Raw genomic sequence first — 23,712 nt, forward strand, 5'->3', positions numbered from 1 at the left:
TTTGCTATGATCCCGCTCCTTCGTAATGGTCTTTCCGAGTAGTCCAAATGTCCGATCGCAGCGTCCGCCTTCAAGCTCTCAAGCAAGCTCTCAAAGAGCGCATCCTGATACTCGACGGCGGCATGGGCACGATGATCCAGAGCTACAAGCTCGAAGAACAGGACTATCGCGGCAAACGCTTCGCGGACTGGCCGAGTGACGTCAAGGGCAACAACGACCTGCTGGTGATCACCCGTCCGGACGTGATCGGCGGCATCGAGAAAGCCTATCTGGATGCCGGCGCCGACATCCTCGAAACCAACACCTTCAACGCCACGCGCATTTCCATGGCCGACTACGGCATGGAAGAACTGGCGTACGAGCTAAACGTAGAAGGCGCACGTCTGGCGCGCAAGGTCGCTGACGCCAAGACCGCCGAGAACCCGGCCAAGCCGCGCTTCGTCGCCGGCGTGCTCGGCCCGACCAGCCGCACCTGCTCGCTGTCGCCCGACGTCAACAACCCCGGCTACCGCAACGTCACCTTTGATGAACTGGTGGAAAACTACACCGAAGCCACCAAAGGCCTGATCGAGGGCGGCGCTGATCTGATCCTGATCGAAACCATTTTCGACACCCTCAACGCCAAAGCGGCGATCTTCGCCGTGCAAGGCGTGTTCGAAGAGCTGCACATCGAACTGCCGATCATGATTTCCGGCACGATCACTGACGCCTCCGGCCGGACCCTGTCGGGGCAAACCACAGAAGCGTTCTGGAACTCCGTGGCGCACGCCAAGCCAATCTCCGTTGGTCTCAACTGTGCGCTCGGTGCCAGTGAGCTGCGTCCGTACCTGGAAGAGCTGTCGAACAAGGCCAGCACCCACGTATCCGCGCACCCGAACGCCGGCCTGCCGAACGAGTTTGGCGAGTACGACGAACTGCCGTCGGAAACCGCCAAAGTCATCGAAGAATTCGCCCAAAGCGGCTTCCTCAACATCGTCGGCGGTTGCTGCGGCACCACCCCGGGGCACATCGAAGCCATCGCCAAAGCCGTCGCCGGTTACGCGCCGCGTCAGATTCCGGACATTCCGAAGGCTTGCCGCCTCTCGGGTCTGGAACCGTTCACTATCGATCGCAACTCGCTGTTCGTTAACGTTGGCGAGCGTACCAACATCACCGGCTCGGCCAAGTTCGCCCGCCTGATCCGTGAAGACAACTACACCGAAGCCCTCGAAGTCGCCCTGCAACAGGTCGAGGCCGGCGCGCAGGTGATCGACATCAACATGGACGAAGGGATGCTCGATTCGAAGAAGGCCATGGTGACCTTCCTCAATCTGATCGCCGGTGAACCGGACATCTCCCGCGTGCCGATCATGATCGACTCGTCGAAATGGGAAGTGATCGAAGCGGGCCTGAAGTGCATTCAGGGCAAGGGCATCGTCAACTCGATCAGCATGAAAGAAGGCGTCGAGCAGTTCATCCACCACGCCAAACTGTGCAAGCGCTATGGCGCCGCCGTTGTGGTGATGGCGTTCGACGAAGCCGGCCAGGCCGACACCGAAGCGCGCAAGAAAGAAATCTGCAAACGCTCCTACGACATTCTGGTCAACGAAGTCGGCTTCCCGCCAGAAGACATCATCTTCGACCCGAACATCTTCGCCGTCGCCACCGGTATTGAAGAACACAACAACTACGCGGTGGACTTCATCAACGCCTGCGCCTACATCCGCGACGAACTGCCGTATGCGCTGACCTCGGGCGGCGTGTCCAACGTGTCGTTCTCGTTCCGTGGCAACAACCCAGTGCGTGAGGCGATCCACTCGGTGTTCTTGCTGTACGCGATCCGCGCGGGCCTGACCATGGGCATCGTCAACGCCGGGCAGTTGGAGATCTACGATCAGATCCCGCAGGAACTGCGCGACGCCGTTGAAGACGTGATTCTCAACCGCACGCCGGAAGGCACCGACGCCCTCCTCGCCATCGCCGACAAGTACAAGGGCGACGGCAGCGTCAAGGAAGCCGAGACCGAAGAGTGGCGCAGCTGGGAGGTCAACAAGCGTCTGGAACATGCGCTGGTCAAAGGCATCACCACGCACATCGTAGAAGACACCGAAGAATCGCGTCAGTCGTTCGCGCGCCCGATCGAAGTGATCGAAGGCCCGCTGATGTCTGGCATGAACATCGTCGGCGACCTGTTCGGCGCCGGCAAAATGTTCCTCCCGCAAGTGGTGAAATCCGCGCGAGTGATGAAGCAGGCGGTGGCGCACTTGATCCCGTTCATCGAACTGGAAAAAGGCGACAAGCCGGAAGCCAAAGGCAAGATCCTCATGGCAACCGTGAAAGGCGACGTGCATGACATCGGCAAGAACATTGTCGGTGTGGTACTCGGTTGCAACGGCTATGACATCGTCGACCTCGGCGTAATGGTGCCGGCGGAGAAGATTCTGCAGGTCGCCAAAGAACAGAAGTGCGACATCATCGGCCTCTCCGGCCTGATCACGCCGTCGCTGGACGAAATGGTTCACGTTGCCCGTGAAATGCAGCGCCAGGACTTCCACCTGCCGCTGATGATCGGTGGCGCGACCACTTCCAAAGCGCACACGGCGGTGAAGATCGAGCCGAAGTACAGCAACGATGCCGTGGTCTACGTGACCGACGCCTCCCGTGCAGTGGGCGTGGCGACGCAGTTGCTGTCGAAAGAATTGAAGGCTGGTTTCGTCGAAAAGACGCGTCTGGAATACATCGATGTGCGCGAACGTACCTCGAACCGCAGCGCCCGCACCGAGCGCCTGAGCTACGCCGCCGCCATCGCCAAGAAGCCACAGTTCGACTGGGCCAATTATCAGCCGGTCAAACCGACCTTCACCGGCAGCAAGGTACTGGACAACATCGACCTCAAGGTCTTGGCCGAATACATCGACTGGACGCCGTTCTTCATTTCGTGGGACCTGGCTGGCAAGTTCCCGCGCATCCTTGAAGACGAAGTGGTCGGTGAGGCCGCCACCGCGTTGTACAAGGACGCGCAGGAGATGCTCGCCAAGCTGATCGACGAGAAGCTGATCAGCGCCCGTGCGGTGTTCGGCTTCTGGCCGGCCAATCAAGTACATGACGACGATATCGAACTGTACGGCGATGACGGCAAGCCATTGGCCAAGCTGCATCACCTGCGCCAGCAGATCATCAAGACCGACGGCAAACCAAACTTCTCCCTGGCCGACTTCGTAGCGCCGAAGGACAGTGAAGTGACCGACTACGTCGGTGGTTTCATCACCACCGCCGGCATCGGCGCCGAAGAAGTGGCCAAGGCTTATCAAGACGCTGGCGATGACTACAACTCGATCATGGTCAAAGCCCTGGCCGACCGTTTGGCCGAGGCCTGCGCCGAGTGGCTGCACCAGCAAGTGCGTAAAGAGCACTGGGGTTATGCCAAGGACGAAGTGCTCGACAACGACGCGCTGATCAAAGAGCAATACAGCGGCATCCGCCCTGCTCCGGGTTACCCGGCGTGCCCGGATCACACCGAGAAAGCGGCGCTGTTCGCCTTGCTCGATCCGCAAGCCGAAGAAATGCGCGCCGGTCGCAGTGGTGTGTTCCTCACCGAACACTACGCGATGTTCCCGGCGGCTGCGGTCAGCGGCTGGTACTTCGCCCACCCGCAAGCGCAGTACTTCGCCGTGGGCAAGGTCGACAAGGATCAGGTGCAAAGCTACACCTCGCGCAAAGGCCAGGAGCTGAGCGTGACCGAGCGCTGGCTGGCGCCGAATCTGGGTTACGACAGTTAAGTTGCGCAATGGACCTGAGAGCGCCCTGCTCTCAGGTCCACTCAATTACCTGTCACGGCGCCAGGAAGGGCCGGGTTGTGGTGAGGATGGGCCGGGTTGCGGCTCCGCCTCGCGAACTGTCGTCAGCGCAGCCAGCTCCGTACGCGTCATTGCCTTCAGTGCATCGATGCGAGCTTCTGCCAGTTCGATCTGAAGTGAATCCACTGCTTCCAGATAAGCGCTGCTGTGTATGTCGGCAAATGTATCCTCCACCTCCTCCTGCCGCCTCCTGGCGTTGAGTTCGAGCGTTTCGAACACCTCGCTGTGGCGATCGCGCAGGTAGCGGATCCAGTAATCGCGTGAAATCAGATTTTCCAGAAACATTTCGGATGCTTCATCCCTGAGCACCGACGTGCGCGCGTCGATCAACTGCTGCCCGCGAATCGGTGCGGCGTACAGCATGTGTTCCGGTTGCGCCGGCAAATCCAGCCCGTCCGGCCAGCCTCGGGTCATGCCGATCCGGTATTGCAGACGGATTTCCGCCCGATCCTTGTTCTTCGCCGCGGCTTCTGCCAGCCGGTCGACCCTTTCCAGGCGGAACAGACGCCGCGTCAGCTCAAGCAAGGCCCTGCCGCGTTGCTCCGGGCGGTGTCGTGGAATATCGCGCAGGGCGTTGTATTCATAGACGCGGGTTTCCAGTTCGCTGAATGACAGGATCCGGCCATCGCCGCAGGTGCCGTGGGTCTCGGCGTTGAGAAATAACAGCTCTCGCAGCTCGGCGTTTTCCGTGGCGGCCTCGATGACTTGCCAGACCCGATGGGTCAAATCAGCGCCGGACAACCGGAATTCAAGGGTATCGGGCAAGGTCGAGAGCAAATGAAAGAACGATTCATGGTTGTCCTGATCAGCCAATTGCAGCCATAGCGCCTGCCGCGCGGCATGCGCATCTGCATGTGTGTACGTCATCCAGATTGCCATCGCTGGCACTGCCGCATCCTGCACCGGATCGGCAATCACTTCCGCTGCCTCCACAACGGCATGCGTATCAACCCGCCGGGAACCGCCACCCCCACTGGGGCCATCGCTGTCGGAACCCGAATCCGAATCCGATCCCTGACCGGAGCCAGCATCCGAATCGCTGTCGGTCTCCAATTCGCGTTCGGCAATTTCACGCTGCAGAAAAGCCTGGGAATAACCCATGACATCACGGTCTGCGTTGGCCGCACTGTATTCCCGCAGTTGCTGCAGGCAATTGAGCGACAGGGAGTTTTCGGACAGGTCGGTGCCGTCCACCAGCGCTTGATGGTTGCCGTCCAACAGTCGGTCAGGAAAGACCATGATGTTGTTGCCCGACAGGTCCAGTCGTTGCAAATGCGCCAGATCGAGCACGCCGTCAGGCCAGAATTCCAGACCGTTCTGGCTGAGATTGAGCGTCTCCAGACGGACGAAGGCGATGGCGCTGAACTCCTCCAGCTGATTGTGGCTGAGGTCGAGCCAGCGCAGTTGCGTCCCGCCCACGTGCTGATACACGGTTTGTGCCACGGCCAGCCGATTACCGCTCAACTCCAGACGTTCCAGACGGTTCAAACGACCGACAGCTTCCGGCAGCCGTTCCAGGGCATTGCCGTTGAGTCTCAGGGTGGTCAACTCAGGGAACGCCGGGCAAAAGAGGTTGAAGCTATCAACTGAAAACTTGATCCCTGTCAGATCCAGTGTCCGCACATGGGCAAACACGTTTGACAGCGCGGGCAGATCGCTCATGGCCCCCGCTGAAAGGCTCAGCGTCTGTCCGGCGGACTCGGAAAGCGCAGTGAGCCCGTCCCGCCAGCAAGTGCGGATCCTCGTCGCGTCGAAGAACCTTGTGGACGATGACACGCTTTCACCAGGCCCTTGCGTCGCACCGAAAATCCAGCCGTTCAACTCACGCGTCAGCGTCTCGTCACTTGCTCGCCACTGGGTCAGCCTGTCCGCCATTTGCTCCGGGGACAGGCCTTCATCGCGCAATCGGGCAACGCTGGCTTGCGCTTGTTCAAGCGTCAGCGAGGGAAATATCTCCAGTACACGGGCATTCATGTCGAAACCGTCGCCGGGTGCAGAGACAGGCGGGAGTGCTAACAACTGACCGGCGCGCTCCAGTGCACTTTCCGGCGGGGTCCCGCTTGAATTGGCCGGCAATGACGCCGATTGCGCGTCGAACCGTTGCAAGGCGCCTTCCGGCAATCCAATGGACATTTCAATCCGGCGCTGCGCCGCCCGCATGTCCGCCTCGCCTGTAGTACTGAAGCGGTTGTTCTGCAGGCGGGTCTTCAGCAGCACAGCGTCGTTGACAAGCACCTGTTCGGGGAGCGACCCGATGGTGTTATGACGTAAATCCAGCGTTCGCAAATGCGGCAGGCTTTCCGCCCCAGTCGGCCATTGATTGAATCCATTGACGCTGAGGTTCAGCGTCTTGAGCCCGCTCAGGCGAGAAACGTCCAGTGTGTCCAGGCGATTGAGCCGGGCATTGAGATGTTCCAGTTTGTTCAGGGCATTGAACTGGCTCTGAACCTCAGGGGTAACGGCTATAAGGTTGAGAGACAAATCCAGTTGCGTCAGGTGGGTTGCATCGGCTGGCCGGATCGGCAGTTCCGTCAACCCGCAGGCGGTGACTTGCAGACTCGTGGTGCCACTGAATGCCCGGAGAAAATCGCGAATCTGGTCGATCGGCACATTCAACCGATCCAGCCGCACACTCTGTACGTGAGCAAACGCACCGGTTGGCAATTGCGGCAGTTCACTGACCGACTCTTCGCCCTGTACCCATGCGGTGTCCACCAGTTCAAACACGCCGGCATCGTCGAGTTCGGTGCTTGATGCCCAGTTCGTCCCATTGAAAGGACGAACGTCGTCATTCAAGCGATAGCGCCTGCGTATGGCTGCACGCCAGTTCTTTTCCAGAGCACGTACCACCCGTGCATTGGGCTGCGCTTGCCAGCGGGCGGCGGGAATTGCATTACGCAATCCATCAGATGCGGTGGGCTCGTAGAACTGGCGGAAAATTGCGGTGTGCTCCACACGCAGAATCTCCACTGCCTTGAGTCGGGTTTCCGGGGTATTCCAGAGTGTCATGATGCGCTCGGGCAACGGATTGAGGCGGCCGGCCTCGCCCGTCAGGAACTGCAGTTCTCCGGCACAGTAGCGGCGAACCATCAAGTCCAGATCAACCAGATGTCGCCACTGCCCCATGTAGTTTTTCACATAGTCGTAAGCGGGTTTGAACGCTTCATGAGAGAACCTGGACCAGTCCAGCGACAAGCCTGCCCAGAGTTTTTCGTGTCCGACATAGAGCGATTGTGGAATGGATGTGATGGCGGTCTGCGTCAGGTCCAGTCGTTCCAGTTCAGGCAGTTGCTGCACATAGGCCGGCCATTGCGTCAGGCCCGACGCTTCGATCCTGAGTTTTTTCAGGCGTTTGAGGGGCGTCAGATCCAGGCCAGCGGCATGGCTCCGACCGTCGAAAAAATCAAGATGAAGTTCCTCAAGGGCGGTCAACGTCCTCAATTTTGTCGATAGATCGGAAGCCATCACCCTGACTGACGTCCTGAACTTGAGCTTCTTCAGTGCAGACATCCGGGTCACAGTCAAAGGCAAGGTCGTCAGTGCCTGCTCTTGCGCCATGTAGGCGCCAAACAGACTGCCACGCTCCCCCAGCGACAGCTTTTGCACGTTGGCAAATCGCGCCAGAAAGGCGTCCGCATTGGCGTCGGTGATGCCATTGCCGCCAATTGAAAGTTTACGCACATGGGCAAAGTCTGCATTCAGCTCTGGCAGGGGGTCATACGTGAATATCGAGAGTTCATCGGCACCTGAAACTCCAGTGGACAAGGCGTTGCGCCAGCAGGTTTTCAGCGCTTGCGCGGCGCGAAACTTGTGATCCGTTGCGGAACGTTCCCAAGGCGCCGCCGTGGATGTGCCTGCCCATTCATCCAGCGTCGTATTCAACTGCTGCCATTCATGGCGGCGTGATTGCAACAGCTGGAAAATCGCGTTGTCGTCTTTACCCGTCCGGTACTGCTCGAGAATGAAACCATTAGCCTGTTCGTAGGTAAGCTGCGGATAGACATCGCACACATGAGCGGTCAGGTTCATTTGCAACCCGGCGCCGCGTCCGCTCGCGGGGTAACCGATCAACGTAGCGTTCACACGCACGGGCGGCTTGATCCATTTGACCTGTGGCGCAAGCAGCGCAGGCGTATCTGCCTGATGCCGATCGGCATGATCGATGATCTTTTTCTGTAACCGGGCGGACTGCCCCACCTCGGGCACACCGAGGCTGCGGCGCGCGTCATCAGGCAAGGCATACATGATCGATGAGTAAAAGTTGTCGCCGTTGCGAGGCAGGCTGTTGAGTGCAAGACCACGTTCGTCGAACGCCTGAAACTGAGCGCCTTTCTTGATCAGGTATTTCTTCTCGCTGGCTGTTTCACTGCCGATGCTGTCAAGCAGCATGCCGGCGTCATTGCCCTCGCGAACTTCAATGCGAACGCTGTCGGCCCAACCCGGCAACTGCTCCAGCGTGTGCAACGCCAAGCGCCGGCTGTCCGCCGAAGCGACATTTTCACTGCGCAGACCGACATAGGCCGCGACTTGTCGGCTTTGACGCGCGTACCAGCGTGCCTCCTCCAGCAGGCGTAGCGGCACTCGATGGCCTGAGTCAAGTCGCTCCAGATCATCGGAGCGTCCATGGGCCAGCACCGTTTGTGCCGCGGGTTCGCTGAGTCCAGGGCAGGCCTTCTGCAAACGCGCAACCCGGGAATCGATGGGGTCGGTTCCCTTGTAGAGGCTGTCGTAGATCGCCGGCTGACGAGTGTCGGCGTAGTCGGCGATCTGCTTGCCGAACTCTGCCGGCCGGGCATCGCGCACGCGTGCACCTTGCTCGCCCAGGAGCCGGGTGAGTTCTGACTCGTCCAGCGCCGCGAGGATGTGTGCTGGCAGGCCACCGCTGAGGATATCGGCCCGCGATATCTGAATCGGTGCCTTGACGCCGACGTCGCGAAACCGCCGCACGGAACCATACCTGACCGACTTGCCGGACAGTTGCTCGCCGTCGAATACTTCCAGCACCCGGTTCGCCGGCCAGCGCGGCATTTCGGTGATCAGCGGCAACGCAAAGAGATACAGTTCGTCGATCGGTTTTGTCCCGCGCAACTGTTCAACCACCAGTGCCGCGTTGCTATCCGCCTGCATCACGCGCATGGCCTGCGTCAGTTCCGGTGGCGGTAGCGCAGAATCGACGTGCATCTTGCGCAGAGTGGCGTCAGTGACACCGCTGATATCGGCAGCCTTGATCAACTGCGCGTCGGTGAAGGCTTCGGTTGCGTGGCCGATGCGCCGCAGCAGGGTCAGACGATCCCAATCCCGCGGCCGCTCCAGCGTGTGCCGCCAGGCACCGCGTCCGTTGCTCTCCAGCACCGGCTGCCAGGCGCTGGCATCGGTAGGGTGCTTGATGCGCCATTTGCTGATCGACTCATCGTAAAACTGCTCGTAGACCTTGCCGTCCTGGCGTATGAAGGTTTGACCTTCCAGCACATGCTGGCCGGCAGAGTTCGGGCCGGGGCTGTCTGGCAGCGTGACAGCGGACTCGTAAGCTCTAAGGTCGGCTCTCCACAGGCGAGTTTCGCCGTTGGGCAATTTCACCGACTGCAGCCGCTCGATGATCGGCACGGCTCTGGCGCCGGAGATTTTCTGCACCCCGGCCCCCACTCCCGCCATCAACGCAATCTGCGCCAGATTCTCCGCGACATCGATCAGGTGATCCTTCGCCGCCCGACGATCACCCTCACTCCATTCAATCGCGCCTTCCAGGGTTTCAGTCAGCAACTGCCCGGCCATCACCACCATCATGACCTCGCCCAGCACCGGCACGAACATCGAGACAAGGTTCAGGCCAAGCATGCCGATCTGCAGCAGATGAGCGAGCTTGGCGTCACGGGCCTTCGCATCGACATCTGCCGCTGGCACGGCATGGCTTCGTGCGTCGGCCAATACCTTGGCACGGCTCTGGGTGTAAAGGTATTGCCAGAGATCCTCATTGGGCGCCCAAATCCCCCGTCCGCTGCGACCGAACGTCGATGGCGCAATGTAAGGATCAGGCACAGGATCCCACCTGATCTCACGCTCGGGTGGCAGTTCACGGATCCGGGTAAACACCGAACCGCCCGCCAACACCTGCGCCACAGCCAGCCATGGCGAGCGCCATATTGCCCATGCATCGCCCGGTGAATCGGCCGCTTTTTGTCTGAACTGGCTGAAATAATACGCACGCTGGTCATACGGCAGAAACTGGCTCAAAAAACGCTGGTACGCGGTCGGTTCCGCGCCTGGCGCTTGTGCGGGATCGCGGGCGGTGAGCAAGCGCTTGAACTCATCGCGCACCTGTTGGACGGTATAGCGCTTGAGCGGGTGCTCCGGATCGTGAGGGATGTAAAGGATCAACTCGTCGCTGTAGCGGTACTTCTGGCAAATGACAAACACCACGCAGCCGGTCAGCCTTTTTTTCATGACGCCCAGGTCACTGAACCAGACCTGTTTCTCGCCCATCCACGGGTGCATGTTGCCGTGGATCACCGACACAATCATTGCGTGATCCGCCGGCTCAATGTCTTTTTGCAACAGCGCCTGATCGGCTGCGGCGCGCATCGTCGCCTTCTGGCTGGCAATGAAGCGCTCGCTGAGCACCGCCTCTGCCACAGCATCGGCCGGGTGGAAGAATGTCGTCAAATAGGTCTGATACTGCTTGCCGACATCCAGTTCTCGGCAAAGCGTCAGGAACTGCATCACCGTCAGGCCGATGCTCACGTACTCGAATGTACCAGGGGTGGAGGTTGCTACAACGAAACCTGACGTCGAGTGATAAGCGCCCTGCTTGCATTCGTCAGCTTCGAAGTTGTGCAGCGCTGCGTCCAGCATCGAAAGTTTGAGGACCTCGAAGGACGCCAGCTCGATCTGTTCAACGCCCAGTTCGACGGGACGCCGCAGGCACAGGAGCGTCTTGTCGACATCGATTTGTAATTGATGTTGGTCCTTGAGCGCTTTGAGCAGCAATGGCCTGGCAAATGTCTCGACGTCCTGAAGGGTCGCCATGGTTCTATCAAGATCGTTTTGGGCGACAACGCTGGCCTTCATGCTGTCGGCCAGCGTCTTGCGTTGTGCCGGCGTCGCGTCGAGGTACCACGCTGGCAGCGCAGTCGGAACGGTTTTGAGCGCTTCGCGCCGTTGCGGCGAAGCGCTGGACAGCCACGGCGGGATCGACTTTTCGAGAAAATCGCGGTGCAGGCTTTGCGTTGTATTGAGCGTTGTCGGCTGGTTGTCAGCGGCAGCTCGAGCGAGCGGCGCAGCTTGCGTCGTCTCTGGGTTGGAAGGGATAGCGATCATGATCACTCCTAGTTGATGGAGCGATCAGCAGACCATATCCCGTCAGCGGATTTGCGGTATCCGGTTATTGCCAGTCCGGCCGTGAGTAACCTGATATGTATCACTCACGGCGCAATCTTCAACGCCAGTCTGCCCCCGTCAAGGGCGGCTCGATGGTCCCGGTTTCGGCGTGACTCGATCACCTTCTTCGGCCTCATCGGCAAAACTCTGCAGATCGATGATCTCCCGACGTGTCAGCTCGAGCCGTTTCTGGGTGAGCAGCCGTTCCATCGCCTTGCCCAAATCTTCCAGTTCCCGATCGTACTGTCGCGCATCGATTTCACCCCGAGAAAGTCGATCATCCAACACACTCCAGCGCTCTTGGCGTTGCTGATCAACCGCGGAGTCTATCGCCTGCATCTCCAGCGGAAGGCGTTCCTCCAGATAGGTGATCCAGTAATCGCGGGCGATCATGCTCAGTGGCAGTGCGTCAGTTCGTTCCGCCTCGAGGATCGAGGCCCGGGTCTGATTCAGCAGTTCACCGCTGAGGGGTACGTCATAGAGCATGTATGTCGGCTGCCCGGGCAGATCCACCCCATCGCCCCAACCACCGGTCAGACCGATGCGATATTTCAGGCGCACCTCGGCACGATCCCTGCCCCGCCCTGCGGCGTCAGCCAGCGTCTCGATCCTGTCCAGACGAAACAATTGCCGGGACAGACGCAATAACGCCCGGCCCCTTAGCGCCATCCGATGCACCGGGATGTCGTGCAGTGCCCGATACACCGACACCCGCACTTCCAGATCGCTGAATGTCAGAATCCGCCCGTCCGGGCACGTGCCATGGCTTTCAGCGCCGAGAAACAGCAACTGGCGCAATTCGCTGTTCTCCGTGGCTGCTTGCATGACATCCCACATTCTGCGCGTCAGGTCGGCCGGTACCAGCCGGAAGTCGTCCGTGTCGCGCAACAAACGCAGCAGCTGAAAAAAACGCTGGTGATCGGGTTCTCGCGCCAGTTGCCCCCAAATGTCCGCTCTGCGAGCCGCGAGCGTCACATCGCTGTGCTGGAGCCACGGATCTCTTGATCTCGGTGCCACATCGTTGACCGGATCCAGGACCTCTTCGACAGGCAGCACAGCGGCGTCAGGATCGTCCAAGTCCACATTGCCGGCGGCGTCTTCGGGAATGCCGACCGGTTCTGCGCCACCGAACAGATCGCCGAAAAGGTGTGTGTCGATCATCGTCTCAATGTTTCGGCGTGACATTCCCAGCACGTGCAACGCCGACTGCTCACGCGCATAGCGGCGCATGTCCTGCAAAGCAGAAAGGGACAAGCGTCGATTCTCGGAGAGATTGGTCCCCTGGATCAGACGCTCGTGTTCGCCGTTGAACAATTCCCCGGGAATGTGGGTGAGTTCGTTGCCGCTCAGGTCCAAGCTGTGCAACTGCGGCGCCTCGAATACACGGCCAGGCCATGCGGTCAGGTGGTTATAGCGCAAGTCCAGGGTCTGGACGGCGCCAAAGTCGGGCGGGTTGAATACCCGAAGTTCGTTGTAGCCGACATCCAGCCTGCGAAGGCGCGCACGGGCCATCAACGGGTAAAGGTCCGTCGCGTCCGCGAGATCGCAATACTGCATCTCCAGGCGTTCAAGATGCTGCATCCGCAGTACCGGCCCAGGCACCGACACCAGGGGATTGCCACTGATATACAAGATTTCGACGTGGGGAAAAGCCCTGAGAAACCCGTCCGAACCCCGTGTGGTCATGCCCACACCGCTCAGATCCAGCGTTCTGACTGCAGGGATCGGAACTGCCAGCTCCGGCAAATCACCGGTTTGCAGGCCTTGGAAATCCAGGTCCAGCCGGGCTCTGTCGACATGCTCTGTGAGTCCGTTCAGCCAGGCTTCGAAGAGGCGCCTCGCCGCGACCGATCGGTCTCGCGCATTGATCCTGTACGTGTCCGTGCGCACTTCGCGGGTATACAGCCAGTCATTCGCTCGACGGACCAATGCCTCGCAAAGGTGCTGCCATTCGGTGATCCGTGCTTCGATCTGCGCATCGCTCGCCCCCGACGCCCGCAGATTCTGCAAGTGAAGTCGCGCTTGCTCGACCGGCATGATGCGAGTCAAACGTTGCAACTGCGCCGAGGACCCCGTTTGCCCTTGAAGCACCGTCGCGGCTTCTGGAAGCGATAACATCAGGTCGATAAACGACCAGCCTGTTTCCGCAGGAGGGAAAAGCTCCGGCACCGGTTCTGCAGCGAATCGTGCCAGCGTGCCCGGCCCCAGGCCCCTTTGCTGCTCGATTCGCTGCAGCGCCCCGTGCAGGCTTGCTTCACCCTCAGGACTGAATACGTTACCGGCCAGGTTGGCTCTCATCAGCGCGTCGGGATGGGTCAACACCGACGGTGGCAGTGACGAGATCCGGTTGTCTCGCAGGTCGAGCCACGCCAACCGAGGCAGGTTTTCGGCACCGGCGGGCCAGGCACGCAACTGCGTCGATCTCAGGCCCAGGGCACGCAATCGGCTCAACAGGCTGACATCGATGTTGCCCAGCGGGTTGTTACTCAGATTCAACCTACTGAGACGCTGCAACCCGTTGATCTGCCGCTGCACAACAGGCGTTACCTCAATCCTGTTGCCCGATGCATCCAGATGCGTCAGCGCTGACAGCTCATCCGCCGCAAAGGGCAGCTCGGTGAAGGTATTACCGCTGAATTCAAGTGATTCGACATGACTGAATGCGCGGAGAAAGTGCCGAGCCTGTTCAATGGGGACGTCCAGCCTCCCCAGGCGCAGTGTACGCACGTGGGAGAAACTGCCTGCCGGCAGTGGCGGCAACTCGGTGATCAAGTCTGCAGCCGTCAATACGGCTTGGCCTGATCGGGTAACCGGCAGTTCAAATGTCGCCACGTTGGCGGTCAGGCCGTACCGTTGGCGAACCGTGCCATACCAGTTGGTCTTGAGCGCGTTCACAACGTCGGCGTTGGGCCCCATGGACCATTGCCGCCGAAGGGCAGCATAGCGTGTTCCATGCCGCAAGGCAGGTGTGTAGAACGCAGCGAAAATGGCTTCATGCTCCGCCCGAAGCTGTTCGATGGCGGTAACTCTTGCCTGCGGTGTCACCCAGGTCGCGTTGAACGCTTCGGATAACGGGTCAGTGAAACTCGGCATTGGCGCCATCGTATCGAGCTCGGCGCGGCAGAACTCGCCGACCATCTGATGCAGATCAAGCAGGTGGCCCAGTGGGCCGGAATATTGGCTGACGTATTCGTAAGCGCGCCGGAAGGTCGCCGGGGTCACCCTCGACCAGTCGAGCGCCAGCCCGGCCCAAAGTTGCTCGTGATCGTGATACAGCGATTCGGACAGCGTCTCTATCAACGTATGCGTCAAATCCAGACGCTCAAGATGCTCAAGGCGCTCGACGTACGCGGGCCATCGCCACAAGGCACGGGGCGCGTCAATGCGCAGGCTGCGCAGGCGGGTCAAGGGCGTCAGGTCAAGTTCATGCAGGGTGGCTGAGTCGACTCCTGAATAATCGATGCGCAGCGCTTCCAGCCTGACAAGCGAGCTGAGCCGTTGAGAAAAGCCTGGCGCCAGTAACGCCGCATCGGTGGAAAAACGCAGCCGGGTCAGTCCGGGCATCCGGCCGACCGCCTCCGGCAGGGTCGTCAGCGCGCCGGCCACAGACGTGGGGCGATCAGTCTGTTGCCCCAGCTCGCCGATCGACAAATCCGTGACATTCGGGAAGGCCACCAGAAAACCGTCCGCATGGGTATCCGTTATGCCCAGCCCCGCCACGGACAGTTCATTGATATGGGCAAAACGTGTGGAGAGCGCAGGCAACGGCGTATCGCATACCAGCGAGAGACGCCCGGCTTCCACCACTTGCCCGGCCAACGGGCCATTGCGCCAGGCATTTCTGAGTGCCTGAGCAACTTGCGCCCTGTGCAGCGCAGCCCGACTCCCGGTCGGGCCGGCCTGCCATTGCTCAAGGGTGGTATCGAGTCTTTCCCAATCCAACCGACGGAATTCCAGTTCGCGGAAGATCTGCGCATTACTTCTGCCGCGTTGCTGGGTGAGGAACGCCTCGGCCTGCCGCGCCTCCGGATAGAGATGCGCCACCCGTGACTCCAGCGATGGCGCAAGGCTTGGGCCACGGCCACTGGCATAATAGCCCTTGAGCCTTGCGCTCACCCGCACCGGTGGTTTGAACGCTTTGGCTTGCGGCGCGAGAACGTGCGCAGCTTGACGCCGATGAGCATGGGCCGAGCCGATAATTTTATGTTGCAGTTCGCTGCCAGGGCTTCCTTCCGGCAAGTCAATGGCCAGGCGTATGTCATCGGGCAGCGCCTGCAGGAGCGAATGATAGAAACTGTCCTCTGCACCCGACATCCTGCTGAGCGCTTCTGCGCGATCACCAAAGGCCTGATAAGCAGGCCCATTCTTGACCAGATAGCGTTTGACCGGTGCTGCTGGCTCACCGACGCTGTCGAGCACTGCGCCGGTTGTGCTGCCCTCGCGAATTTCCAGGCGCAATGTCTGCGGCCATCCTGGCAACTGTTCCAGAGCAAACAGTGCCAGCCTTCGGCTGTCTGCTGAAGCCAGGGTCTCGCTGTGCAAACCGGCGAACGCACGAACCTGGCGGCCTTGGCGAGCATGCCAGCGGGCCTCTTCGAGCATTTTCAAGGGGGATCGCCCGGTAGCGTCCATTCGGGCCAGTTCCGCCGCCGTTGCATGATCGAGCACATCCTGTGCGGCCGCATCGCTGAGTCCGGGACATTCACGCTGCAGCATGCGCCCACGTATGCCGAGCGGTTCGCTGCCTCTGTAAAGACTGTCGAAAATGGCCGACTGACGTGTATGGGCATAATCGGCGAGCCTGCGACTGAATGCGTCTGGCCTCGCTGGACGAAACTGCGCGTCGGCCGGGCCCAGTAGCTGGCCTACTTCGTTTTCCTGCAGCGCTGCCAGAATTCGCGCAGGCATTTCTCCGTTCAATACCTGCGCACGGCTGATACGGATGACCGGTTTGGGATCAAACCCGGGCAGGGTTGTCTGCGCACCGTACCGAGTCGACGATCCTTCGCCCTCGGCACCGACGAAAAACTCCAGTATCCGATCGGCCGGCCAGTGTGGCATTTCGGTGACCAACGGCAGTGCGTACAGATACCCCTCATCAATGGGCCTCGCTCCGCGCAGTTGCTCGATCATTTGCCTGGCTCCCCTATCGGCGCGAAAAAGACGCATCGCGTCGTGCAATTCGGGAGGTGGCGGCAGATGATCCATGTGCATTTTGCGCAAGGCGTTGTCACTGACGGCGCTGATATCGGCCAGCATCAGCAGGGATTCATCGCTGAAGTCATCGGTGATGTGCCCCATGCGCCGCAGCAGTGTCAGTCGCTCCCAGTTCATCGGCTGTTCCAGCGCCAGCCGCCAGGCGCCCTGACCGTTATGACTCAGGACGGGCTGGTAAGCGTCGGCATCTGTGGGATGTTTGAGCCGCCATTGAGCGGTTGACTCGTCGAGTATCTGCTCGTAGAACCTTCCGCCGTGGCGAAAACAGATTTTGCCGTCGATCCGGTACTGCCCCTGTGCATTCGACCGCACTGATCCACTCAACGTAAGGTGCTGTTCATAGCCAGTGAAGTCGGGCTTCCACAATCGGGTTTCGCCGCTGGGCAAAGTCACGGGGTGCAGTTGCTCCATCAGCGGCTCCGCTTTTACCGCCGTCAGCCATCTGAAACCCGCGCCGGCAGCCGCCATTACACCGATCTGCGCGAGGTTTTCCGCCACATCCACCAAGTGCGCCTTGGCGGCGTGCCTGTCACCCTCGCTCCATTCGACCACGCCCTCGATGGTTTCGAACAACAACTGGCCAGCCATCACCACGAGCATGATCTCGCCCAACACCGGCACAAACATCGACGCCACATTCAGCGCCAGGAGTCCGAATTGCAGCAGGCCTGACAGTTTGGCGTTTCGTGCACTGGCGTCCGCGTCGGCGGTTGGAACCGCGTGGCAGCGGGCATCCGCGAAGACCTTCTCGCGGTGCTTTTCGTAGAGATAGGTCCAGAGGTCGGAATTGGCAGCCCAGGGAAAAGCCTGCACGTGAGGCCTCAACGTGGCGGCAATATAAGGATCGGGCTCCGGCACCCTCTTCTCGTATTTGGGTGAGGTTTTCCAGATCTCGACAGCGGTCAGTGTGACTTCCAGTATTTTGCGCCAGGGCGACGTCAGCCAATCGGCCGCAGAGTCGGCAACCTTCACGAACTGGCTGAAATAGTAAGGACGTTTTTCGTAGGGCAAGAACTGGCTCAAAAACCGCTGGTAAGGCGTCGGACCGATGTCTGGCGACTGCCCTTGAACGCGAGCGGTAAGCAGCCGCTTGAAGGTGCTCTGCATTTGTGTGCCGGTATAGCGCTTCAGCGGATGTACGGGATCATTCGGCACGTAAAGAATCACTGCCTCGGTGGGGCGATTCCTTTCGGCGATCTTGAACGCAACACACCCCACCAACCTGTGCCTCATCAGGCTCAGGTCCTGAAACCAGACCTGATTGCGACCGATTCTGGGATGTCGCTCACCTCTGATGACAGAAATGATCATCGCGTGGTCTTCCGGCAGAATGTCCTTGGTCAACAAAGCTCGATCAGCCGCCGCGCGCATGGCTGATTTTTGGCTGGCAATGAACCGCCGGCGCAACCTCGCCTCGGCCTTGGGTTTTTTGGGATGGAAAAACGAATCGAGATAGGCCTGATACTTCGCACCGATATCCAGTTCACGGCACAGGCCAAGAAAGTTTCTGACCGACACGTTTACCGGCACAGCCGTGTGGACCTCCGTGGCAGGGTTCTGGATTGCAAACCCGGAGCTGTGGTGAAACGCCCCGTACCGACATTCGTCACTTTCAAAGTTGTGCAGCGCAGCCTGCAGCAAAGGGAGCGTCAAGGATTCGTAAGTTCCGATTTCCTCGCCGAGGATACCGGCGCGTATGGGTCGCCGGAGGCATAACAGGGTTTTGTCGACATCAACCTCGACCTGAAAACGGCTTTTCAGCGCCTGCATCAGCATGGGTCGGGCGAACGCATCAATGTCCTTGAACGCCGCCATGGTCTGGTCCAATCGCGTTTGCGTGCTGAAACTGTGTCTGTAGGTTTCATGCAAAATACGACGTTGTGCCGGTGCCATCGCGCTATACCAGTGCGGCAGGACGGTCCTCGCCTGTTTGAACTCGGCCTTTCTGAGGGCAGAAGCACCGATCAGCCATGGCGGCACCGCAGCCTCCAGAAAAGGCCCGTGCAGGCTCTCGGTAGCAGGCGGTGGTGCAGGCTTGTCCGTGGCTTGAGGAATAAGGAAATCGGGGGACATACATTGCTCCTATAAATGGAGCGACAGCACATCACTTGTATCGGTGGGTTGAGCGGTACAGGGTTATAGCAGTTGTAACGACGTGTCTGCGAACAGCCGAGCGCTATTTGACTATGCTTGAGAGGCACAACTTTCAGCGGAGGGATTTATGGACGATCCAGTCGACAACAAACCGCCGACCTTCTGGCAGATGCTGCACAGCGTGATGGCGGCGGCGTTCGGGGTGCAGAGCGGCAAGAACCGCGCAAGGGACTTCACCCATGGCAAACCCAGCCATTTCGTGATGCTGGGCATTCTGTTCACGGCGGTGTTTGCGCTGACGCTGTTTGCCATCGTCAAACTGGTGCTGCATTTCGCCGGGGTCTGACGCGGTCAGCGCATCAGGGTCTGCAAGGTGAACGGGTAGCGATACGACGCCGGTTGCCCCTTGGCCGAGAGCTTGCGGAAATTCACGCCGTAGTCAGGCGACGTGCCCATGGCCAGCATTTGCCGGGCGTGCGCTTTGTCGATCAATTGCAATAAGGGAATCTGCCGGTCACGGCCGCCGTAGTGATTCAAATCGACGCCTTGCTCAACATCATGCAACTCGACCAACGCCCAGCCGCCCAGGGTGAAATGCCCGCCGACCAGCGCGCTCAAACGCCCGTCAACCAACGCCTGCAAGGCCGCCGGTGAGGTATTGATTGCACTGAACAAGGCATCTTTGCCGGGGACTTTGCCGGTCTCGGCGTAAGCGCGCATCGCGCCGAAGGCCATCTCATCATTGGCCGACCACACCAGCGACACCTTCGGGTAACGGGCAAACAGCTGTTTGGCCTGCTCATAGGCGCGCTCTTGGGTCCAGCCGCTGTAGACCAATTGCCGCAGACGCATCTGTGGGTGTTCGGCCAACGCCCGCTGCATGCCGCGCTCGCGCAATTGTGCCGAGGGGGTGACCTTCAACCCGGAGAACGCCAACACTTCAATCGGCTCAGCAGCGGGCGTCGGCGGGTGCAGGCGGATCAGTTCCTTCATCATCAGGTAACCACCCTCCTCGTCGTTCGGCACCAGGCTGCCGATGCGGTCGTTCCGCTCACCGACCAGCGCTTGCTGGTCAGGTGTCAGCGCCGCGTTGACCATAAACAGCTTCACGCCGCTGTTCTCGGCCAGGCGCAGAATTTGCGGGGCGACGTATTGTTCGTTGACGAACACCAGGTACTCGGGACGATTCGGCCCCTGCAACGCAATGCGCGCCTGAGCCAGGGTCAGTTCGGGTTGGCGTTGGGAATAGAGAATTTGCAGATCGATGCCCAGATCATGAGCGGCCGCCTGCATGAATTGCGAATAGCTGACCCAGAACGCTTCCTGCGTCGAGCCCGGATTCAAAAACAGCACAGACTCTGCCCGCGCGCCGGTCTGAAACAGCGCGGCGAACAACAGAAGACTGATGTGGACAAACTTGAACATGAAGCATCCAGGCCCAAGGAAAAATGGCCGCGCATTATAGCCCGCGTTCCACCGGCTATTGATGCCTGATCCCGTTTTTTGTCCGACAATCTGTCGGAAGCGGGCCCGGATGGGTCGTTTACTGATGACTGACCCAGAATACCGCTGTCCCTACTACGAGAATGATCAGGAACAAAATGGCCCACGCATCGACACTGCTGTCGCTTTTTCTTGCCTTGGTCGGATTGCTCATTGCATCGCCTCTTGTCGGTTTTGTCGGTGATTGCAGAAAGACTCGACCACAGTTAAGACGATGATTGTCCGCACGACAAATGTGGGTTAGTTGACAGCCATTCTCGTTAGGCGATTTGGTTCTTTACATATACTCAAACATCACTTTTGCGCATAACTGCAAACGGGTATATTGCCCCGGCTCCGTTAGGGAGTGCGCGGCCGTGCGCGCAGAATTGCAGAGGCACAATCGGACTCCAGCAAGCGAAAACGCAGTGCTACTCCGAATGGCCCAAGCCTGAGAACAGGACTTATATGTACGTATACGACGAGTACGATCAGCGGATCATCGAGGACCGCGTCAAGCAGTTCCGTGATCAGACCCGACGCTATCTGGCAGGTGAGCTGAGCGAAGAAGAATTCCGCCCCCTGCGCCTGCAAAATGGCCTGTACATCCAGCGCTTCGCGCCGATGTTGCGTGTGGCGGTGCCTTACGGCCAGCTGACTTCGCGTCAGACGCGCATGATGGCCAAGATTGCCCGCGACTACGACAAGGGCTACGCCCACATCAGTACGCGGCAGAACGTGCAGTTCAACTGGCCGGCGGTGGAAGACATCCCGGACATTCTGGCTGAACTGGCCACCGTGCAGATGCACGCGATCCAGACCAGCGGCAACTGCCTGCGCAACGTCACCACCGACCAGTTCGCCGGTGTCGCTGCCGACGAAGTGATCGACCCGCGCCCATGGTGCGAGATCGTTCGTCAGTGGACCACGTTCCACCCGGAATTCGCCTACCTGCCGCGTAAGTTCAAGATCGCCGTCAACGGTTCGACCGCTGACCGTGCGGCCATTGAAGTTCACGACATCGGCCTTGAGCCGGTGCACAACGCCGCTGGTGAGCTGGGTTTCCGTGTGCTGGTCGGTGGCGGCCTCGGTCGTACTCCGGTGGTCGGCGCGTTCATCAACGAATTCCTGCCGTGGCAGGACCTGTTGAGCTACCTCGACGCGATCCTGCGCGTGTACAACCGCTACGGCCGTCGCGACAACAAATACAAGGCGCGGATCAAGATTCTCGTCAAAGCGCTCACGCCGGAAGTGTTCGCACAGAAAGTCGATGCGGAAATGGAACACCTGCGCGGTGGCCAGACCACTTTGACCGAGGCTGAACTGCATCGCGTCGCCAAGCACTTCGTCGACCCGGACTACAAGGCGCTGGACAACCAGACCGCGCAACTGGCCGAGCTGGACAAAGAACATCCAGGCTTCGCTCGCTGGCGCACCCGCAACACCCTGGCGCACAAAAAGCCGGGTTACGTGGCCGTGACCCTGTCGCTGAAACCAACCGGCGTTGCCCCGGGCGATATCACTGACAAACAGCTCGACGCCGTCGCCGATCTGGCCGACCGCTACAGCTTTGGTCAACTGCGCACCTCGCACGAGCAGAACATCATTCTTGCCGACGTCGAGCAAAGCCAGTTGTTTGCCCTGTGGGGTGAGCTGCGTGAAGGCGGTTTCGCCACGCCTAACATCGGTTTGCTGACCGACATCATCTGCTGCCCTGGCGGTGATTTCTGCTCGCTGGCCAACGCCAAGTCGATCCCGATTGCCGAGTCGATCCAGCGTCGCTTCGACGACCTCGACTACCTGTTCGACATCGGTGAACTGGACCTGAACATCTCCGGTTGCATGAACGCTTGTGGTCACCACCACGTCGGCCACATCGGCATCCTCGGGGTGGACAAGAAAGGCGAAGAGTTCTATCAGGTCTCCCTCGGCGGCAGTGCCAGCCGTGATGCGAGCCTGGGCAAGATCCTCGGCCCGTCCTTCGCCCAGGAAGCCATGCCGGACGTGATTTCGAAGCTGATCGACGTGTACGTTGAACAACGTACCGAAGACGAGCGCTTCATCGACACCTACCAGCGTATTGGCATCGACCTCTTCAAGGAACGCGTCTATGCAGCGAATCATTAAGAATAACGCGGTCGTCGACGAAACCTGGCACTTGCTGCCCAAGGATTTCAACATCGACGAGATCAGCAACTGCGACGACCTGATCGTGCCGCTGCAACTGTGGCGTGAACACAGTCGCATGCTCAAGGCTCGCGACGGTGGTCTGGGTGTGTGGCTGGACGCCGACGAAGAAGCCGAAGAAATCGGTGAAGACGTCGCCGAGTTTCAGGTGATTGCCTTGAACTTCCCGGCGTTCACCGACGGCCGCAACTACTCCAACGCCCGCCTGCTGCGTGACCGTTACGGTTTCAAAGGTGAACTGCGGGCGATTGGTGACGTGCTGCGCGATCAACTGTTCTACATGCACCGCTGTGGTTTCGACGCCTTTGCCGTGCGTGCGGACAAAGACCCGTACGAAGCTTTGGAAGGTCTCAAGGACTTTTCGGTGACCTATCAGGCCGCCACCGACGAACCGCTGCCGCTGTTCCGTCGCCGCTGAAGGTTTGCTGCGGACAAAAAAACGCCGGTCATGTGACCGGCGTTTTTTTATGCCTGCTCGAATTACCAGAAGCGCTGCTGGGTCAGCCGACTCCACCAGCTCAGCAGTACGCGGTCGACCGAGCCGCTGGCGGCCATGCCAATACGTTCCTGCAAGCTTTTGCGCTCGGCGTAGTGCAGGTGGTAGACCTCAGCCTTTTTCGCCCGGTCGGCCAGGTATTCATCACTGGTCTTTAGTTCATCGACCAGTTGTTTATCCAGCGCCGCGACGCCGAGCCAGACTTCACCGGTGGCCACATCATCGATGGCCAGTTGCGGGCGATAACGCGCAACAAAGTTCTTGAACAGTTGATGGGTGATGTCCAGATCTTCCTGGAACTTCTCCCGGCCCTTCTCGGTGTTTTCGCCAAACACGGTCAGGGTGCGTTTGTACTCGCCGGCGGTCAGTACTTCAAAGTCGATGTCGTGCTTCTTCAGCAAGCGGTTGACGTTGGGCAACTGTGCAACCACGCCGATCGAACCAAGAATCGCAAACGGCGCGCTGATGATCTTCTCGCCGATGCACGCCATCATGTAGCCGCCGCTGGCCGCGACCTTGTCGATGCACACGGTCAACGGCACGCCGGCTTCACGGATCCGCGCCAATTGCGAGGATGCCAGACCGTAGCTGTGAACCATGCCGCCACCGCTTTCCAGACGCAGGACCACTTCGTCCTTTGGCGTGGCGAGCGTCAGCAGTGCGGTGATTTCATGGCGCAGGCTTTCGGTGGCCGAGGCCTTGATGTCGCCGTCGAAATCCAGCACGAACACACGCGATTTGGTGTCGGGTTGTTTCTTCTGCTTCTTCGCATTTTTCTCGGATTTGGCCTCGCCCTTGCGCAAAGCCTTGAGCTGATCCTTGTCGAGCAACGTCTGCTCCAGGCGCTCACGCAGGCCCTTGTAGAAATCATTGAGTTTGCTGACCTGCAACTGACCGGCCGATTTGCGCCGGCCCTTGCTGCGCAATGCGGCAAAACTGGCAAGCACCACCAGAATGGCGACTACCAGGGTGACGGTCTTGGCCAGGAAGCTGGCGTATTCGGTGAAAAACTCCACAAAGACTCCT

General features: G+C 59.7%; 8 protein-coding genes. 4 read left to right on the top strand and 4 right to left on the bottom strand.

Annotated elements, in window-relative coordinates; all coding sequences use genetic code 11:
- The first annotated feature begins 47 nt into the window (after nt 1-47).
- Nucleotides 48-3,758 carry a methionine synthase gene (gene metH / locus CKW14_RS25605; RefSeq protein WP_095047830.1) on the top strand — a complete coding sequence of 1,237 codons (3,711 nt, stop codon included), beginning with the start codon at nt 48-50 and terminating at the stop codon, nt 3,756-3,758.
- 45 nt (nt 3,759-3,803) lie between these two features.
- On the opposite strand, the gene CKW14_RS25610 is transcribed toward metH, so the two are convergent.
- Nucleotides 3,804-11,150 (bottom strand): NEL-type E3 ubiquitin ligase domain-containing protein, encoded by a 7,347-nt coding sequence (locus CKW14_RS25610; RefSeq protein WP_095126373.1) that lies wholly within the window; start codon nt 11,148-11,150, stop codon nt 3,804-3,806.
- Nucleotides 11,151-11,288: 138 nt separating this feature from the next.
- Complete coding sequence (locus CKW14_RS25615; protein ID WP_095126374.1) at nt 11,289-18,500, bottom strand: NEL-type E3 ubiquitin ligase domain-containing protein; 7,212 nt, start codon at nt 18,498-18,500, stop codon at nt 11,289-11,291.
- A 148-nt stretch (nt 18,501-18,648) separates the two neighbouring features.
- Here CKW14_RS25615 and CKW14_RS25620 point away from each other — a divergent pair, with 148 nt between their 5' ends.
- Nucleotides 18,649-18,867 carry a DUF2970 domain-containing protein gene (locus CKW14_RS25620; protein ID WP_016983294.1) on the top strand — a complete coding sequence of 73 codons (219 nt, stop codon included), beginning with the start codon at nt 18,649-18,651 and terminating at the stop codon, nt 18,865-18,867.
- Nucleotides 18,868-18,872: 5 nt separating this feature from the next.
- Here the strand turns inward: CKW14_RS25620 and CKW14_RS25625 are convergent, their stop codons facing one another.
- Entirely contained in the window at nt 18,873-19,946 is a 1,074-nt protein-coding gene (locus tag CKW14_RS25625) for an ABC transporter substrate-binding protein (RefSeq protein ID WP_095047833.1), read from the bottom strand.
- 525 nt (nt 19,947-20,471) lie between these two features.
- On the opposite strand from CKW14_RS25625, the gene CKW14_RS25630 reads away from it, so the two are divergent.
- The gene (locus CKW14_RS25630; protein ID WP_095126375.1) at nt 20,472-22,130 is read left to right on the top strand and encodes a nitrite/sulfite reductase; all 1,659 of its coding nucleotides are present in this window, start codon (nt 20,472-20,474) and stop codon (nt 22,128-22,130) included.
- Complete coding sequence (locus tag CKW14_RS25635; RefSeq protein WP_093430863.1) at nt 22,114-22,608, top strand: DUF934 domain-containing protein; 495 nt, start codon at nt 22,114-22,116, stop codon at nt 22,606-22,608. The genes CKW14_RS25630 and CKW14_RS25635 overlap by 17 nt, the downstream gene beginning before the upstream one ends.
- Before the next feature lie 62 nt (nt 22,609-22,670).
- Here the strand turns inward: CKW14_RS25635 and sohB are convergent, their stop codons facing one another.
- Nucleotides 22,671-23,702, bottom strand: coding sequence for a protease SohB (gene sohB, locus CKW14_RS25640; protein ID WP_095047835.1), 1,032 nt, complete (start codon nt 23,700-23,702; stop codon nt 22,671-22,673).
- Nucleotides 23,703-23,712: the final 10 nt, after the last annotated feature.

The organism is Pseudomonas sp. Irchel s3a12 (assembly GCF_900187485.1).
Lineage (GTDB): Bacteria > Pseudomonadota > Gammaproteobacteria > Pseudomonadales > Pseudomonadaceae > Aquipseudomonas > Aquipseudomonas neuropathica.

What these genes read in the sequence shown, in the direction of transcription:
- metH (WP_095047830.1), top strand. Translation starts at nt 48, where the DNA reads ATGTCCGATCGCAGCGTCCGCCTTCAAGCTCTCAAGCAAGCTCTCAAA.
- CKW14_RS25610 (WP_095126373.1), bottom strand. Translation starts at nt 11,150, where the DNA reads ATGATCGCTATCCCTTCCAACCCAGAGACGACGCAAGCTGCGCCGCTC.
- CKW14_RS25615 (WP_095126374.1), bottom strand. Translation starts at nt 18,500, where the DNA reads ATGTCCCCCGATTTCCTTATTCCTCAAGCCACGGACAAGCCTGCACCA.
- CKW14_RS25620 (WP_016983294.1), top strand. Translation starts at nt 18,649, where the DNA reads ATGGACGATCCAGTCGACAACAAACCGCCGACCTTCTGGCAGATGCTG.
- CKW14_RS25625 (WP_095047833.1), bottom strand. Translation starts at nt 19,946, where the DNA reads ATGTTCAAGTTTGTCCACATCAGTCTTCTGTTGTTCGCCGCGCTGTTT.
- CKW14_RS25630 (WP_095126375.1), top strand. Translation starts at nt 20,472, where the DNA reads ATGTACGTATACGACGAGTACGATCAGCGGATCATCGAGGACCGCGTC.
- CKW14_RS25635 (WP_093430863.1), top strand. Translation starts at nt 22,114, where the DNA reads ATGCAGCGAATCATTAAGAATAACGCGGTCGTCGACGAAACCTGGCAC.